Here is a 15,896-nt window from a genome sequence, read left to right as displayed (position 1 = left end):
CCTCATTCCGGAACAGGCCACATAAAGATCGCAATTACACCAGGACCGACATGGCTACCGATGACAGCGCCGATGTTGGTGTACACTACCTCATTCAGTGTAAAATGCCCACGTAACTGCTCTGCACAAGCAATGGCTGATCCGGGATCTGCGGTGTGACCGATTGCCACATTCACGCGTTTACCCGCGAAATCCTGCTGAAACAGCTCAATGATGCGAGCCATGGCCTTTTTTTGACCTCTGACCTTCTCAACGGCATAGATAATGCCTTCTTCATCAATAGATAGAATTGGCTTAATATTCAAAAGCGTTCCAAAAATCGCTGCCGCTTTGCCGATCCGACCGCCTTTCTGTAGATACTCCAGCGTATCCACAAGGAAGAACAGCTTACGAGTCCGGTGCATACCTTCTACAGCACTAGCAATGTCGGCTGCTGATTTGCCCTGTAAGGCAAGCTCAGCGGCCTGCACCACCAGCAAACCATATCCATAAGATGCCGACTTGGAGTCCAGCACCGTAATGTCACCTTCACGTTCTAACAGAGACTTGCCAAGCAGAGCAGACTGATACGTGCCACTCATGCCAGACGACAAGTGAATGGATACGATAGCACGTTCCGGATCCTCATCCAGCAGTGACTGATATACGTTCATGAACTCGGTTGGAGAAGGCTGTGACGTCGTTGGCAATGTCGCAGCCTTTCCAAGTTTCGTATAAAACTCCTCTGGGGTCAGTTCAACTCCGTCAGCATACGTTTCTTCACCAAACAATACACGCAACGGCACAACATGAATCCCATACTTGCGAATCAGTTCTTCCGGTATATCTGCTGTACTATCCGTTACAATCGCAACCTTATGGCTCACTAGATCCCCTCCTTCTTGGCTAGGTGAACACTATGACTCTACGGAGAACAAATAATAATAAACAGGCTGTCCTCCAGCATGTACCTCTACCTCAGCATCCGGATACTGCTCTTCGAGCCAAGCAACCAGTGCAGTTGTAACCTCAGAAGACGCTTCTTCTCCTTCAAGCAGGGTAACAACCTCGTCCCCACTCTCTAGCATGCGTGCAAGCAAACCTTGGCAGGCCTGCAACAGATCTTCATTCGTAGCCACGATTTTGGAGTTGTGAATTCCGATATAATGACCTTCTTTAATATCTAGCTCATCATACTGAGTATCTCTGACCGCATGGGTTACTTGACCAGATTGCACCCGTGCCAGAGCATCCAGCATCTGATCCCGATTCACCTCTGCCGATTCGTCTTCCTGGAAAGCAAATGCAGCCGCCATACCTTGTGGAATGGTCTTACTTGGAATGACAGTAATACGGCGTTCATCCTCCAGCAATTCACGTGCCTGCTCTGCAGCAAGTACGATATTAGAGTTGTTCGGCAAAATAAAAATCTGTTCCGCTGCAATGGAGCGCACCGCTTTCACAAAATCCTCCGTACTCGGATTCATCGTTTGTCCACCAGACAGAACGACATCCACACCGAGGCTACGGAAAATCTCAGCAATACCTTCACCCGAAGATACAGCGATAAATCCATAGGGTGCCATCTCATCCGCAGGCGGCACAGCTTCCTCGAGACCAGGCGACACTTCTAGTGGAATCTCGGCGAACAGTTCAGGAGAAGGCGCGATATCCATGCCAGCCGTAAGCAGGTCTCTATGCTGTTCACGCATGTTCAGAATGTGAATTTGCGTAATTTCACCATAGCGTAGAGCCAGGTTTAATACCTCGCCAGGCGTCTTGGAATGCACATGCACTTTGATGATTTCATCATCAGCAATAATGATAATGGAGTCTCCGTTCACTGATAACGCTTTCCGGAAAACATCCTCATCGAATGTGACTCCTGCGTTGTCGCCAAGCTGACGGTTAATGAAAAATTCCATATCATACAGGAATTCAATATCTTCCGTAACGAGTCTTGCTTGTGCCGATAAAGGCATCTCTGGCGCGATAACCTGTTGTGCAGGTTTAGCAGGTGTTACTTCTGGCTTCGCAGCAGGGTTGAACGCGGAAGACGATCCCGAAGGTTGAACTTCTTTTGGCAGAGTCGTCAGGGTTCCTCCATCTTGCTGCAATAGAACTTCCATGAAACCTTCGTAAATATATACAAGCCCCTGACCACCTGAATCCACAACCCCTACCTGTTTCAGTACAGGCAGCAATTCTGGAGTCATCGCCAGTGCTTCTTTTGCTTTTAACAATACTTCATTCATTAATTCAGTAATATCATTCGTCCGTCTAGCGTAATAGTTGGCATGCTTAGCAGCTTCCTTAGCTACGGTCAGAATGGTGCCTTCTACAGGCTTCACCACTGCTTTGTATGCTGCATCCACACCGTTCTGGAGGGCTGCCGCAAATTGGATTGTATTCAGTTCCTCGTAAGGCGCAGCGGAACGGCTGAATCCTCGGAACAATTGCGATAAAATAACTCCGGAATTGCCGCGAGCACCCATAAGCAGGCCTTTCGATAAAATACCAGCAGCTTCTCCGATTGAGGTAGAGCTCTTGCGTTTAATCTCAGCAACTCCTGCACTCATTGTCAAATTCATGTTCGTTCCCGTGTCGCCATCTGGCACAGGGAAAACATTCAGGGAATTGACGTGCTCTGCATGCTGCCCAAGTTGTTCCGCTCCGGCAAGTACCATTGCGGTGAAATCTGTTCCATTTAAAGAACGTATACTCAAGTGAGAATTCCCCTTCCTAGCTTGATACACGAACATCTTGCACCAAGATGTTATCTGGTCTGTTCATGCGTTAACGCTATTGCGTTATTCTTCGTCCATACCTTGTCCGGCATAGGCATATAATACAACATGTCAGCCGGGTTTAACGGTCTGGGCGGCCTGGCCACCGATATCCTGCAACCAATTACAGCCCCAAGTTCGGGGCATACGGATATGCACCGGTATCGAGAGCCGGCATGAATGCCGCATGGAGACTGGTGCCAATGATGGAATGCCGCAGCGCGCAGCGTTGCCAAAAAGCAGACCCCCGACCTTTAAGGCCGGTCTTTTCTCCGGCTTCCCCGCGGCAAAAGCCTGTTCACCGCTGTATTATGGACTATTCAACATTGTACTATATTAGACAGGAGAAATAAATAAAGTTTTTGGATCAGTTGACGAAGCTTTTTTCGGTATGATATTATATTCAAGTATTGTTTTAAGCAGGTTTAGTAATGGTAATGATCCGGCGATGCTGGCTTGAACAACCCATTAGCTACTGGAAACTGACTTTTTCTAGTCAGGTAGAACAATTTAGTCCTTATGGAATGACTTTCGTCTCTCCGAAGGCACTGGTTATTTTAGGATAGGAGGTGTAATCTATGTCTCGCAAATGTTATGTGACAGGTAAGAAACCGGGCACCGGTAACCACGTATCCCACGCTAACAACCGTAACCGTCGTTCTTGGGGCGTAAACGTTCAGAAGGTCCGCATTCTCGTGAACGGCAAACCGAAACGTGTATACGTAAGCACCCGTGCACTGAAAGCCGGTAAAGTGACTCGCGTATAATCACGCAAAGCTACTATAAATCGGATAAGCAAAAAGCACCTTGTCTATTGCAGGTGCTTTTTTGGTATTTAAACATGAAAGCCCCCACCTTAAACGCCATAGACATGTGAATGGCCGCCGCATCGTGCTTCGAAAGCTAATTTTCAGAACGCCCTGAAGCTAACAAAGCGGCGGTATTCGCATTGTAATGGATCAGTTCTTTTGAAACGTATTAAGAATCGCCTTTACAAACCCTCCCAAAAACTTCGGCAGTTTGAACGTGTAAAATTTCATACTTCACCCTCCCCATCATGCTCATACATCCGCCGTATCCTATGCTTCATGCCTTCCCCACCGCAAACACGACAAAAAAGGCTACATGAGAAACCTGCTCATGTAACCATATTTATGCGGAACTACCTGTCCCTATTCCATAATGACGAGCCTGAAACAAGGGATTTACATCTGGGTCGGAACAAATTGATAGACAGCGATCATGAATACACTCATTAAGTAGTAGAGTATGCTAAAAATGACAAATGTAACCCGAAGTCTCGTTCGGTCAAATTTACGGAAGTACAAGATGACAATCCCAACCCCAAGTAAAGAGGTAAATGCATTAAATGGAGATTGTACTACCGCAAATAATGCGAGTACTAATCCTGTAACGAGACTTGCAGCCATGGTCCACAGCGTCTCTTTCAGATTCATGTTTAGCCCCCGTAGCTGTTGCGAATGTCAGTAATTGCAGCTGCACGATCTTCACGTCCAAATACTGCACTTCCTGCAACGAGCACATCCGCGCCAGCTTCCACCACAAGTGGAGCCGTATCGGCAGCAATTCCGCCATCCACTTCAATATGAACGTCATGACGTCCTTTTTCATTCAGCCAACTACGAATTTGCTTGATTTTGTTCATTGTTCCGCAGATAAAGGCTTGTCCACCAAACCCTGGGTTAACCGTCATGACCAGCACCAAGTCCACATCATCAAGAACTTCTTGAATCGCACTTGCAGGTGTACCCGGATTCAGAGCAACGCCTGCTTTTACACCTTGTTCTTTGATTAAGTGAATAACACGGTGAAGGTGCACACAAGCTTCGGCATGAACAGTAATGACCGCAGCGCCTGCTTTGGCAAACTCCTCAACATACCGCTCTGGATTCTCAATCATCAGATGCACATCAAGCGGCAAGCTCGTATGAGGCGCAATGGCTTTTACAATCGCAGGGCCAAGCGTAATATTAGGGACAAAGTGACCGTCCATGACATCAACGTGAATCCAATCTCCACCTGCGGTTTGAGCTTCCGCTACTTCTGCACCAAGACGGGCAAAGTCAGCAGATAAAATGGATGGGGCAATTTTAATCATGTTAGTACCTCCGCTTCTTGTCTTTCATTTCAGTAAGAAACAACACATAGTGCCGGTACCGGCTTTCGGCGATTAGTCCTTTTTCCTTAGCTTCAAGTACCTTGCATGATGGTTCGTGGGTGTGTGTACAGCCTCGGAATTTGCACTGATCTGCATACTGAGCAAATTCACGGAAACAGGTAGATAGCTCCTCTACACCAATCTCTAGGAAGTCCAGCTGGCTGAAACCAGGAGTATCGGCAACAAAGCCCCCATTATCCAGTGGAATTAACTCCACGTGCCTAGTGGTGTGTCTGCCTCGCCCTAAACGCATGCTGATCTCACTCGTTTCCAACGTAAGACCTGGCATCAGAGCATTCAGCATGGACGACTTACCTACCCCGGATTGACCGGCAAATACGCTAATTTTACCTGCAAGCCGTTCCTTCAGCAGTTCACTACCTTCCCCGGTTCGCGAACTGGTAGAGATGACTTCATAACCAATCTGTTCATAGAGCGCTTTAACTTCAGCGACAGTATCTTTGTCATCTGCTCCTGGATTAGCCAAATCTTGCTTCGTTACGACGATAAGCGCATCGAGCCCTGCCTGTTCGATATGAACCAGGAACTTGTCCAGCAGATTCAGATTCATATCCGGTTCCTTGACGGAGAATAGGAGAACAGCTAGATTGACATTAGCCACAGGAGGACGGATCAGTTCCGTATCACGCTTTTTAATTTCATCTACTGTTCCTTCCCCATTCTCAGTCAACATGTAGCTAACACGGTCACCCACAAGCGGTGAAGTACCCCGCTTCCTAAAGATGCCTCTAGCTCGGCATTGAACGGCAGAGCCTTCAACCGAAGGCACCCCGTTATCTTCCAGTGGCATGACATAGTAATAACCGCTTAGCGCTTTAACGATGATACCTTCAGGCATAGCTCCGTCGCCCTCCTTTAATTTGGCAATACGATTGTGCAAGCTCCAGACGTACAATTTTCAGTGAATGGTTAGAACTAACCTTTACTGGCTAAACGTCAGCAATAAGCCGTCCTTTAAGGACGGCTTGATGCATTAACGACTTCCTTAGTTCTCCCCTTGGCCTTACCGTTACCATTGCCATGATCCATCGCTGAGGTGTCTCCCTCTTCGTTGTCAGTTTCACCATCTGCAGGTGTTGACTCAGGTTCACCTTCCTGGTTAGTTTCTGTACTTTCCTCTTCCACATTTCCTGGATCCGGTTGTTGCTCATCCGGTGGTGGCTGCACGCCGCCCTCAGGCTCAATAGAAGGTACAACAACGGTTCCATTCTTGGCATCAATGTAGGTAACAAGGTACGTATCAAGGAATTTCCCATCCCGATAGACGGACACAGCGCCATTCTCATTTGGTGCAAGTACCAGTGGGATCGTCAGCGCTTGGTTAGACTTGTTAATGGTGCGCGTTCCCCACTCTTGGTTTTTGCCACGTGCATCTTCAAATGTAATTCGAATACTGCTGTTTTTGCCCTCTTCTTTTGGTGAAACATTAATATTAAACGAATATTCTAACGCTTCTGGCGGATATCCTGTACTGATGTAAATGGTAATATTGTCACCAGGACTAACCTCTGCACCCGCTTCAAAAGGCCATTGTTGGGTTACTTTACCGCGGTCAATGGTATAACTTGACTCTTCTTGAACCTGAGCCAGCGTCAATCCGGCGGATTTAAGCAAACGCTCCGCTTCACTACGGGTTTGATTTTTAAGATCAGGCATCTTAATCGTTTCAGCGCCTCTACTTACGGTTAAAACAATTTGAACTGATTCCAGATCGAATTCTTCATTGACTCCAGGCGTCTGGGAGATTACGTTTCCGGATTGGACTTCGTTGGAATACTCGTCTTTACGCTGAATTTGTTCCTCTTTAATACCCAGAGCAGTCAGACTTTTCACAGCAGCATCATAGGAGGAGCCCTTGACATCTATCATTTTGGTTGGCTCTTTCTCTATGCTGACACTAAGCTGGATCTCAGAGCCCTCTTTGACGACATCGCCTTCTTTTCTACTCTGATCAAAGACAATACCTGGATCAAAACCTTCTTCAGGGGCGCGAATGACCTCATTACTTACCACAAGCCCACTATCTTCCAAGATCTTACGGGCATTTTCCTCAGTCTCGTTAATGACACTAGGAACCGTTATTTCAGGTACAACGAGCATCCCCTTGACGTACCACACCACGCCGACCATAGCTATCAGAATTAGAAGTGTCAACGAAATAAGCAGTGTTGGCTTTTTCCAATTCTTTGTTTTGCCCTTCTCTTTGCCTTCCTCAGCGTCAGATTCCATAACAGGAACTGCACCCGTTGAAGTTACACCACGCGGTTCAGGCTTAATTGCAGGCATGACACGAGTTTGATCAATATCATCCTCATCCGGAAAATCAATCTTGTTTTCATTGCGACGCTCTGGCATCAAACAGGTTTCCAGATCGGTCTGCATTTCTTTCGCCGATTGATACCGCTCGTGCGGGTTTTTACGCATCGATTTCAGAATTACATTTTCCACACTTTGCGGAATCAAAGGATTGAATTTGCGTGGTTCATCGAATTCTTCCTGCAAATGCTTCAAAGCAACGCTAATTGGACTCTCTCCCAGAAACGGAAGCTGCCCAGTCAGCATTTGATAGAGTACGATACCAAGAGAATATAAGTCCGATTTTTCGCCTGTTACAATGCCTTTAGCATGCTCAGGCGAGAAATAATGAACAGAACCGATCACAGAACCAGTCTGAGTAATCGTCGTTGAGGTTACGGCACGAGCAATTCCGAAATCCGTCACCTTCACACGCCCATTACGTCCAATCAATATGTTATGCGGTTTAATATCCCGATGAATAATCTGATTATGATGTGCATGATCCAGGGCATCTGCAATCTGGGAAGCAATACGAACTGCTTCATCGACTTGTAGAGGCGCCCTTTCCTTTATAATTTCATTCAGGTTTTTACCTTCGACATATTCCATAACGATGTAATGCACATCATCTTCTTGCCCTACATCATAGATACTCACTACGTTAGGATGAGACAATGATGCAGCAGACTGTGCTTCTCTACGGAAACGTCGAATAAACTCTTCGTCATGGACGAATTGCTGTCTCAACACTTTGATCGCGACATTTCGATTCAACAGAAGATCCTGTGCTTTATATACAAGCGCCATGCCGCCACCACCGACACGCTCAATCACTTCATAGCGTCCGCCTAATTGGTGCCCAATCATGACTCGCACCCCGTTTCAGCAACGACAGAATTATCCTCTTGAATCTCGAACAACGCAACGGTGATGTTATCATCTCCACCAGCAAGCAGTGCAAGCTGAAGTAGACGATCCGCTCGTTCCTCCAGAGGAAGATCCAGATTGCCAGCAACTTGAATAAGCTGCTCATTGCTGACAAGGTTGCTTAGCCCATCGCTGCATAACAACAGGACTTCGCCCTCTTCCAGCTTAATAGGATCTAAATCTACCTTGACCTCAGCATCTGTGCCAAGTGCACGAGTCAGTACGTTACGACGTGGATGGTGCGTAGCGTCTTCCTTCTTAATGATCCCGTTCTTCAACAGGTCATTGACCAGCGTGTGATCTTCTGTCAACTGAGTCAATGATTTGTTGGCAATTTTGTAAGCGCGGCTATCGCCGATATGACCGATAACACCCTCAGCATCATTTAATAAGGCGGCAACCACTGTCGTCCCCATGTTATGGTACTTTTCATCTGCAGATGCTGTACGGAATATCACTTCATTGGCATGCAGAATCGCGTCGCTGAGAGCAGCAGACAAGGAGGCATGCGACAGACCTGGTTCTAGTGTCCCTAGATCGCTCACGAGTGTCTCCACCGCAAGACGACTTGCAGTGTCTCCCGCAAGATGTCCGCCCATGCCATCGGCAACAATGCCTAAGATATAACCTGTTTCCAAATTGCGAATCCAAGCTGAATCTTCATTAACCGAACGTACACGTCCGATATGGCTCACATGAACTGTTTTGATCAAAACGTTCTCACCTCAACTCCATATGCTTGGCACGAAGCTGACCGCAAGCGGCAGCAATATCATGTCCCTGTTCACGACGAATCGTTACATTGACGCCCTGCTCCGAGAGAATTCTCTGGAAGTTAAATATATCGCTTCGTGATGTTCTTACGTATTTGCGCTCAGGCACGTGATTGACCGGAATCAAGTTAACGTGGCACAGCATGTTCTTAAGCACACCTGCTAGTTCAGCAGCATGTTCAGGCTGATCATTAACTCCGCCAATCAGGGCATACTCAAACGTAATTCTCCGACCTGTTTTGGCCAAATAATAACGCAAGGATTCCATAACGTCTTCAAATGGGAAACGACGGTTAACCGGCATCAATTTGGAACGAAGTGCATCGTTCGGTGCGTGAATGGAGATCGCCAGATTAATCTGTGTATCTTCATCAGCAAATTTGTAGATGTTCGGTACGATTCCGCTCGTAGATACGGTAATATGACGTTGACCGATATTCAATCCTTTTTCATGAATCATCGTGCGCAGGAAGGTCATCGTAGCTTCATAGTTTTCAAATGGTTCACCTGAACCCATGATAACAATGCTGCTGACACGCTCGCCACGTTCATCCAGGATTTTCTGTGCCTGTACCACTTGAGCAGTAATTTCTCCAGCCGTAAGGTTACGTTTGAGGCCACCCAGCGTAGATGCACAGAATGTACAACCAATTCGGCAACCAACCTGTGTCGTTACACAGATGCTGTTCCCGTAGTTATGCTTCATGATAACTGTTTCAATGGCATGATCGTCATGCAGACCAAACAGGAACTTAACCGTTCCATCCTTGGATTCAAATTTCGTGATTTCTGTGAGCGTTACAAATTCAAATTGCTCTGTCAATTTTTCGCGTAGTGCCTTCGGTAAGTTACTCATTTCATTAAAATCATTCACACGTTTCACGTAAATCCAGTCAAAAATCTGACCCCCACGAAACGCAGGCTCCCCGTTATTAACAGCCCACTGCTGCAGCTCTTCTAGGGAATAATCATATATAAAAGGTTTCATTTTGTTTTCAACACCTATTCCTTCTTTTCTTGTCGTTAGACTTCCTTCTTATCGTTCCATTCGTCCTATTCTATCATAAAGACCACTTTACATCCATGTATACCCTCGAAGCACACACTTCATGCATTATAACACCTCTATGCGTCCCTCGCACCCTAAGATCGTTCGTCAATCACGAAAATCGCCCACTTCTATGGCCTAATCATGTGATATTAAAGTGTTCAAACATTTCATTATAACCCTCAAAAAAGACATGCTTCTCACAAAGAAATCCGCCGAAGTTACCCTCGGCGGCTCTTGCTCCAGCGCTATACAATTCATCCATTCGTCGTACGGATCAAACGGGCAATGTAAAATCCGTCGCTGTGTGCATATTGTGGCAAAATTTGCACACCTCCGTTGACGGATTTCCATTCAGCCAATGCCGTATCAGACCATGTCGAATCAGCCGCTTCAAATTCAGGATGACGTTGCAAGAAGTCAGACACCATCATTTCATTTTCCGCTGGTTCAATCGTACATGTGCTGTATATCAGCACCCCTCCTGGCTTCAGAAGTGGAGCTACACGATCAAGCAACTCACGCTGTAGACCCGAAATGTCGTCGATATCTTCAGGAGACTTCGTCCATTTGACATCTGGCTTGCGACGGATAACACCAAGACCTGAGCATGGCGCATCCAGCAAAATCCGATCAAATGAAGCGGCAGGATAACGTTCATTCAAATCTAGTGCATCACCAGTAACGGCATCAATACAGCCTAATCCCAGACGATCCGCCTGATCCATAATCAATTGACGTTTATGAGCATGCAGGTCATTCGCTATAATTCGCCCACGATCTTGCATTTTCTCAGCCATATGTGCTGTCTTGCCACCAGGGGCTGCACAGCAATCCAGCACGGTTTGTCCTTCTTCGGGCGCGACCGCTTCAGCCACCAGCATGGAACTCTCATCCTGCACAGATAACAGACCATCACGATACCAGGATGTAAGAGCCATATTGCCTCCGCTACGCACCAGAATACCATCAGGACTCAGTCGGGAAGGCTCTACCGTTGCTCCCGCGCTCTCCATCTCGCCCATCAGCTTCTCTCGTGTTGTCATCGTTGTATTCACACGAACACTGACCGCAGGAGGCTCATTATTGGCACGACAGATGTCTTCTGCTGTCTCTTCACCATATTGAGCGATCCAGCGCTCTACCATCCACAGTGGATGTGAATGCTCCAGCGCAATCCGTTCAGCAACAGGCAGATGTTCCGGTATCCGAAGTTCATCGCGATTACGAATCATATTCCGCAAAACACCATTCACCATACCAGAGATACCTTGGTGACCCAGCTTTTTCGCAAGATTCACCGCTTCACTGACAACTGCATGCTCAGGAATGCGATCCAGATACAACATTTGATACACACTAATCCGTAACAAGCTTCTTACCCACGGCTGTAACTTAGACACACCTTTGGCTACATAACGCTCCAAATAATAATCCAGTGTGTTTAGCCTCGCGATTGTTCCATAGACTAATTCGGTCGCTAAACCTACGTCTGCTGGACTTAAATCAGCTTCTTTTAATCGGCGATTCAACTCAAGATTGCTGTATGCTCCATCTTGTTCAACTGCACTAAGTACCTTTACGGCAACGTTACGAGCAGAGGTTTTGGGACCAGACGAGCGTTCAGCCCCTTTTGAAGCAGGCTTAGCGTTGCTTTTATTTTGAGTATGCGCAGGTTTGCCGTTGCTCTTAGCCTTCTTAGAGTGGGTACGCGTCGTTGAATGTTGTGCTTGTTTCCCCTGACCTGATGTACGGCTTGATGTATTCCCGTTCATCGCAGCACCGTGCCTGGTTTCAAGGTACCACCACGACCAAAGTCTGCAGCCTTCATCACTTTTTTACCTGCCGGTTGAACTTCAGTCAACCAGAGTGAACCGCTGCCTGTTGACACCTCGATACCATTAGCACCCAGTTGCAGAACAGTGCCCGGCTCGGTTTGACCCGTTTGAGAAGTTCCTTGTGCATCTGGATGATTTGGATTCGTCGCTGCCCATACTTTGAAGACTTGATCATCCCACATGGTGAATGCTCCAGAGAAGGGCACAAGACCACGGATCTGATTAAACAGCTCTCGTGAGGAGCGACTCCAATCTAGTTTTTCATCATCTCGAGTCAGATTGCGGGCATACGAAGCTTCGGCATCATCCTGAGGGACAGCCGTTGTTTCTCCTGCAATTAATCTAGGCATTTCTTCCTGTAACAATTTAGAGCCTGCTTCACTCAGCTTGATAAACATGGAGCCTGATGTATCTTCATCCGTAATTGGTACTTCTACGCGGGAGATCATGTCCCCGGTGTCCAGTCCTTCTGCCATATACATAAGCGTTACTCCAGTAACCGGCTCCCCATTGATAATGGAGCGTTGAATTGGGGCACCTCCACGATATTTAGGCAAAAGTGATCCATGTACGTTCACACAACCACGAACAGGCATGTCCAACACGGCTTTGGGCAGAATCTGCCCAAATGCTGCGGTAACGATGAGATCAGGTTTCCACTCGGCGAGGCGAGCTACTGCTTCTGGATTACGAAGTTTAACCGGTTGAAATACTGGCAAGCCATGACGCTCGGCTGCAGCTTTCACAGGGGTTGGTGTAAGTACTTTTTTGCGGCCTTGTGGTTTATCCGGCTGTGTTACGACACCGACCACATTGTATCCCTCCGCAATCAGCATATCTAGAGAAGGAACAGCAAAATCTGGGGTTCCCATAAAAACAATATTCAAATCCATCACTCCTTAATTACGTCGAGGTCCTGTCTGATCCGCAGAAATTTCGTACACTTTCTCGGCAATATCAGTAAAGAGCACTCCATCCAGATGATCAATTTCATGTTGGAATGCACGGGACAACAGACCGCTGCCCGTAATAATCAGTTCATTACCTTCACGATCCAGTCCTTTGACGGTCACCGTCTCAAAGCGACGTACATCCCCATTAATTCCAGGAATACTCAAGCAACCTTCCGGTCCGAACTGCTCGCCTTCACTTGAGATAATTTCAGGATTAATCATTTTGATCAGGCCCTGTTCATCTCCAGCATCAATAACAATCAAACGTTTCAAAATACCTACTTGTGGCGCCGCAAGTCCTACACCCTCAGCATCGTACATCGTATCTGCCATATCATCCAGCAGCTTTTGTACATTCGGTGTTACTTTCGTTACTTCCTTAGCTCTTTTGTGTAGCACTTCATCCGGTTCTTTCACGATAATGCGAATCGACATGTTGTAAGCACCTTCCTAATCCTCATCATAATTTCAAGACATCAAGCTGTGCAGTTATATCTCCAGCTACGATGCATGTTTTTACTAATCTATGTTTATACCGCCTGTTCACATTAACATTTGCGGGTCTACATCAAGACTAATTAGTAACTTCTGCGCTTGCACATCATCGTCCATGCGCCGAGCTGTCGCTAGAGCGAGCCCAATAGCGTCTACATCCCCACGCCATTTTATCATACATTGGAATCTGTATCTATTCTTGATCCGAGGAATCGGCGAGGCTACAGGCCCGAGTACGTCAAAGGCTTCGTTGCTAAAACGGTCTAAGCTTCCTAACCAGCCTGCTGCGTTTGCACGTTCTTTTAACATTCGCGTGTAGTTTTCAGCAAGTCGGATCAGCACTGGTAGTTGCTCGTGTGAAAAAGTCACCAGAATGAGCCGACAATACGGCGGATATTGAAGATTACGTCGATGCAGCAATTCTTCTCGTACAAACGATACATAATCGTGCTGACTAGCATGACCGATCGAGTAGTGCTCTGGCGTATAAGATTGCACAAAAACTTCACCTGGAAGCTGATGTCGTCCTGCCCTGCCGGCAACTTGGGTTAGCAGCTGGAATGTTTTTTCCGCAGCTCGGAAATCAGGCAAATTCAATGCCGAATCGGCTGTAATGACCCCTACCAGCGTCACATCTGGGAAGTCGAGCCCTTTAGCGACCATCTGTGTACCCAGCAGGATATCTGCCTTTTTCTCCCGAAACTGTTTCAGCAGCTTCTCGTGTGAACCCTTCTCCGTTGTTGTATCCACATCCATCCGAATGACGCGAATTCCGGGGAATAACTTAGCAAGCTCTTCCTCTACCCGCTGAGTCCCTGTTCCAAAATATCGAATGTGTTCACTTCCGCAATCCGGACACACTTCCGGAGCCGCTTCCGCATAACCACAATAGTGACAACGAAGATTATTAGATCGTTGGTGGTACGTCAGGGAAATATCACACTCTGGGCAACCGGCTACATATCCACAGCTTCGGCACATCACAAAAGTAGAGTATCCACGCCGGTTTAGAAGTAAAACGGTTTGTTCTCCACGTTCCAAGCGTTCCTCTATACCTTTGTGCAGTGCACGGCTGAACATCGATCGATTGCCATCCTTAAGTTCCTCACGCATATCAACAATGCGCACGTCAGGCAAGTTATTACCAAGAGCCCGCGTTGGCATCTCCAGTAGGAGAGGTGCGAATTCATCATTACTTTGAGAACGAGCAGCATAATAACTTTCTAGCGAGGGCGTCGCAGAACCAAGAACGACAACGGCCTGGTGCTGCTGGGCTCTTTTCACCGCAACATCACGGGCATGATATTTGGGCGTTTCCTCTTGTTTGTAGGAGGTCTCATGCTCCTCGTCCATAATAATCAATCCAAGGCGACTGAACGGTGCAAACACCGCAGATCGGGCACCAATCGCCACCTTGACCTGACCCTCTCTAATTTTACGCCACTCATCGTACCGTTCCCCACCTGACAGACGACTGTGCATGACCGCAACCTGGTTACCAAAGCGCCCTTTGAAACGCTCAACCATCTGAGGAGTCAAGGCAATTTCGGGTACAAGCACGATGGCCTGCCGATCCTGATCAATGCACTGTTGTATCGTTTGCAGATAGACTTCCGTCTTGCCACTTCCCGTAACACCATGAAGCAAAAAGACGCCGTGGCGTCTCTCCATTAATCTACCGTTGATGCTATCATACACATGTTGCTGTTCTGGCGTGAGCGAGAGCGGTTCGGTCGCCCGAAACTTCCTGCCCTGATATGGATCACGAAAGACTTCAACGTCCTCTGTTACGAGTAATCCCTTCTCTTCCAGTCCTTTGACAGTGGCCGCAGATACCTGAAGTGTTGACAACAATTCCTTCATTGGCATAGGTAACAGTTCTTTCATCTCGAGCAAAAAGGACAATACTTCCTTCTGACGCTGCGCCTTTGCTGGGAATGCATCAAGTGCTTCTTGTGCTGCCATGGCGTCAACCGCAAGATCCACAGACTTCATCGTCTTCTTGCCCATTTTATCCTTGATGGCCTGGCTCTCTAACAATATGCCGCCTAGAAGCAGTTTTTTGATCAAGGGTGCATGATTAGGGTACTTTCGACTTAGCTGTTGAAGAGGGACTTGTCCACGGCTATGTACGAACCGAATGATATCCTGCTGTACCTTCTCCGTCGTTGATTCTTCTCCCCACACAAAAAGAACCTCTTCATTCGGCGACGAACTCGCCGTCTTAGCATCGAGTGTATCTCCAATAGAGATGTAACGCTCTGCTTTCCCTTTTAAAGCTGTGGGTACCATCACCTGCAAAGATAGGATGCGATTGCTCGCATAACGATCACTCATCCATTCTGCTAGTTCCACCAGATCTTTGGACAAAGGCGGAACAATATCTAGTAGCTCCTGAACAGGCTTGAGCTTAAATGTCTCATTTCCAGTGCGAGGTACAAGATCAACGACGAATCCCTGCACTGTCCGATGTCCAAAAGGTACACCTACCCGACTGCCAATTTCGATCCATTCTCGCATCGATTCTGGCACAAGATAATCAAAAGGTCGATCGGTTTCCTTCACGGGAACATCGACAATAACCTTGGCGATCTCCATA

14 protein-coding genes are annotated in these 15,896 nt (G+C 47.2%); 1 reads left to right on the top strand and 13 read right to left on the bottom strand.

Features of this window, described 5'->3' with window-relative positions; all coding sequences use genetic code 11:
* Positions 1-2: 2 nt before the first annotated feature.
* Together J2T19_RS01535 and J2T19_RS01530 are read right to left on the bottom strand one after the other, a co-directional pair.
* Positions 3-866: a DegV family protein gene (locus tag J2T19_RS01535; protein WP_251381284.1), complete on the bottom strand. Its 864-nt coding sequence runs from the start codon at positions 864-866 to the stop codon at positions 3-5.
* 30 nt (positions 867-896) lie between these two features.
* Positions 897-2,705, bottom strand: a complete 1,809-nt coding sequence (locus tag J2T19_RS01530; RefSeq protein WP_307212348.1) for a DAK2 domain-containing protein — start codon at positions 2,703-2,705, stop codon at positions 897-899.
* A gap of 638 nt (positions 2,706-3,343) precedes the next feature.
* On the opposite strand from J2T19_RS01530, the gene rpmB reads away from it, so the two are divergent.
* A complete protein-coding gene (rpmB, locus tag J2T19_RS01525; RefSeq protein ID WP_024631107.1) occupies positions 3,344-3,532 on the top strand; it encodes a 50S ribosomal protein L28 in 189 nt (62 codons plus the stop codon).
* 192 nt (positions 3,533-3,724) lie between these two features.
* Here the strand turns inward: rpmB and spoVM are convergent, their stop codons facing one another.
* The 11 genes from spoVM to priA form a co-directional block, all read right to left on the bottom strand.
* Positions 3,725-3,805: a stage V sporulation protein SpoVM gene (gene spoVM / locus J2T19_RS01520; RefSeq protein ID WP_019424875.1), complete on the bottom strand. Its 81-nt coding sequence runs from the start codon at positions 3,803-3,805 to the stop codon at positions 3,725-3,727.
* Between the two features lie 165 nt (positions 3,806-3,970).
* Complete coding sequence (locus J2T19_RS01515) at positions 3,971-4,222, bottom strand: hypothetical protein (protein WP_056696385.1); 252 nt, start codon at positions 4,220-4,222, stop codon at positions 3,971-3,973.
* Positions 4,223-4,224: 2 nt separating this feature from the next.
* Positions 4,225-4,884 carry a ribulose-phosphate 3-epimerase gene (rpe, locus tag J2T19_RS01510; RefSeq protein ID WP_307212342.1) on the bottom strand — a complete coding sequence of 220 codons (660 nt, stop codon included), beginning with the start codon at positions 4,882-4,884 and terminating at the stop codon, positions 4,225-4,227.
* Position 4,885: 1 nt separating this feature from the next.
* Positions 4,886-5,803 carry a ribosome small subunit-dependent GTPase A gene (gene rsgA / locus J2T19_RS01505; protein ID WP_307212340.1) on the bottom strand — a complete coding sequence of 306 codons (918 nt, stop codon included), beginning with the start codon at positions 5,801-5,803 and terminating at the stop codon, positions 4,886-4,888.
* A 116-nt stretch (positions 5,804-5,919) separates the two neighbouring features.
* Positions 5,920-8,130 carry a Stk1 family PASTA domain-containing Ser/Thr kinase gene (gene pknB / locus J2T19_RS01500; RefSeq protein WP_307212338.1) on the bottom strand — a complete coding sequence of 737 codons (2,211 nt, stop codon included), beginning with the start codon at positions 8,128-8,130 and terminating at the stop codon, positions 5,920-5,922.
* A complete protein-coding gene (locus J2T19_RS01495) occupies positions 8,127-8,903 on the bottom strand; it encodes a Stp1/IreP family PP2C-type Ser/Thr phosphatase (RefSeq protein WP_307212335.1) in 777 nt (258 codons plus the stop codon). The genes pknB and J2T19_RS01495 overlap by 4 nt, the downstream gene beginning before the upstream one ends.
* 7 nt (positions 8,904-8,910) lie before the next feature.
* Positions 8,911-9,951, bottom strand: a complete 1,041-nt coding sequence (gene rlmN / locus J2T19_RS01490; protein ID WP_056696377.1) for a dual-specificity RNA methyltransferase RlmN — start codon at positions 9,949-9,951, stop codon at positions 8,911-8,913.
* A gap of 317 nt (positions 9,952-10,268) precedes the next feature.
* Positions 10,269-11,786: a 16S rRNA (cytosine(967)-C(5))-methyltransferase RsmB gene (rsmB, locus tag J2T19_RS01485; protein WP_307212330.1), complete on the bottom strand. Its 1,518-nt coding sequence runs from the start codon at positions 11,784-11,786 to the stop codon at positions 10,269-10,271.
* Positions 11,783-12,742, bottom strand: coding sequence for a methionyl-tRNA formyltransferase (fmt, locus tag J2T19_RS01480; protein ID WP_307212327.1), 960 nt, complete (start codon positions 12,740-12,742; stop codon positions 11,783-11,785). The genes rsmB and fmt overlap by 4 nt, the downstream gene beginning before the upstream one ends.
* Positions 12,743-12,748: 6 nt before the next feature.
* On the bottom strand, positions 12,749-13,237 hold the full coding sequence (gene def, locus J2T19_RS01475; RefSeq protein WP_056696370.1) for a peptide deformylase: 489 nt from the start codon (positions 13,235-13,237) through the stop codon (positions 12,749-12,751).
* Between the two features lie 108 nt (positions 13,238-13,345).
* Entirely contained in the window at positions 13,346-15,895 is a 2,550-nt protein-coding gene (gene priA, locus J2T19_RS01470) for a primosomal protein N' (RefSeq protein ID WP_307212321.1), read from the bottom strand.
* Position 15,896: the final 1 nt, after the last annotated feature.

Source organism: Paenibacillus tundrae (assembly GCF_030812775.1).
GTDB lineage: Bacteria > Bacillota > Bacilli > Paenibacillales > Paenibacillaceae > Paenibacillus > Paenibacillus tundrae_A.
Note: the sequence above shows the minus strand (reverse complement) of the source record. Positions and strands in the feature narration are given on the sequence as shown.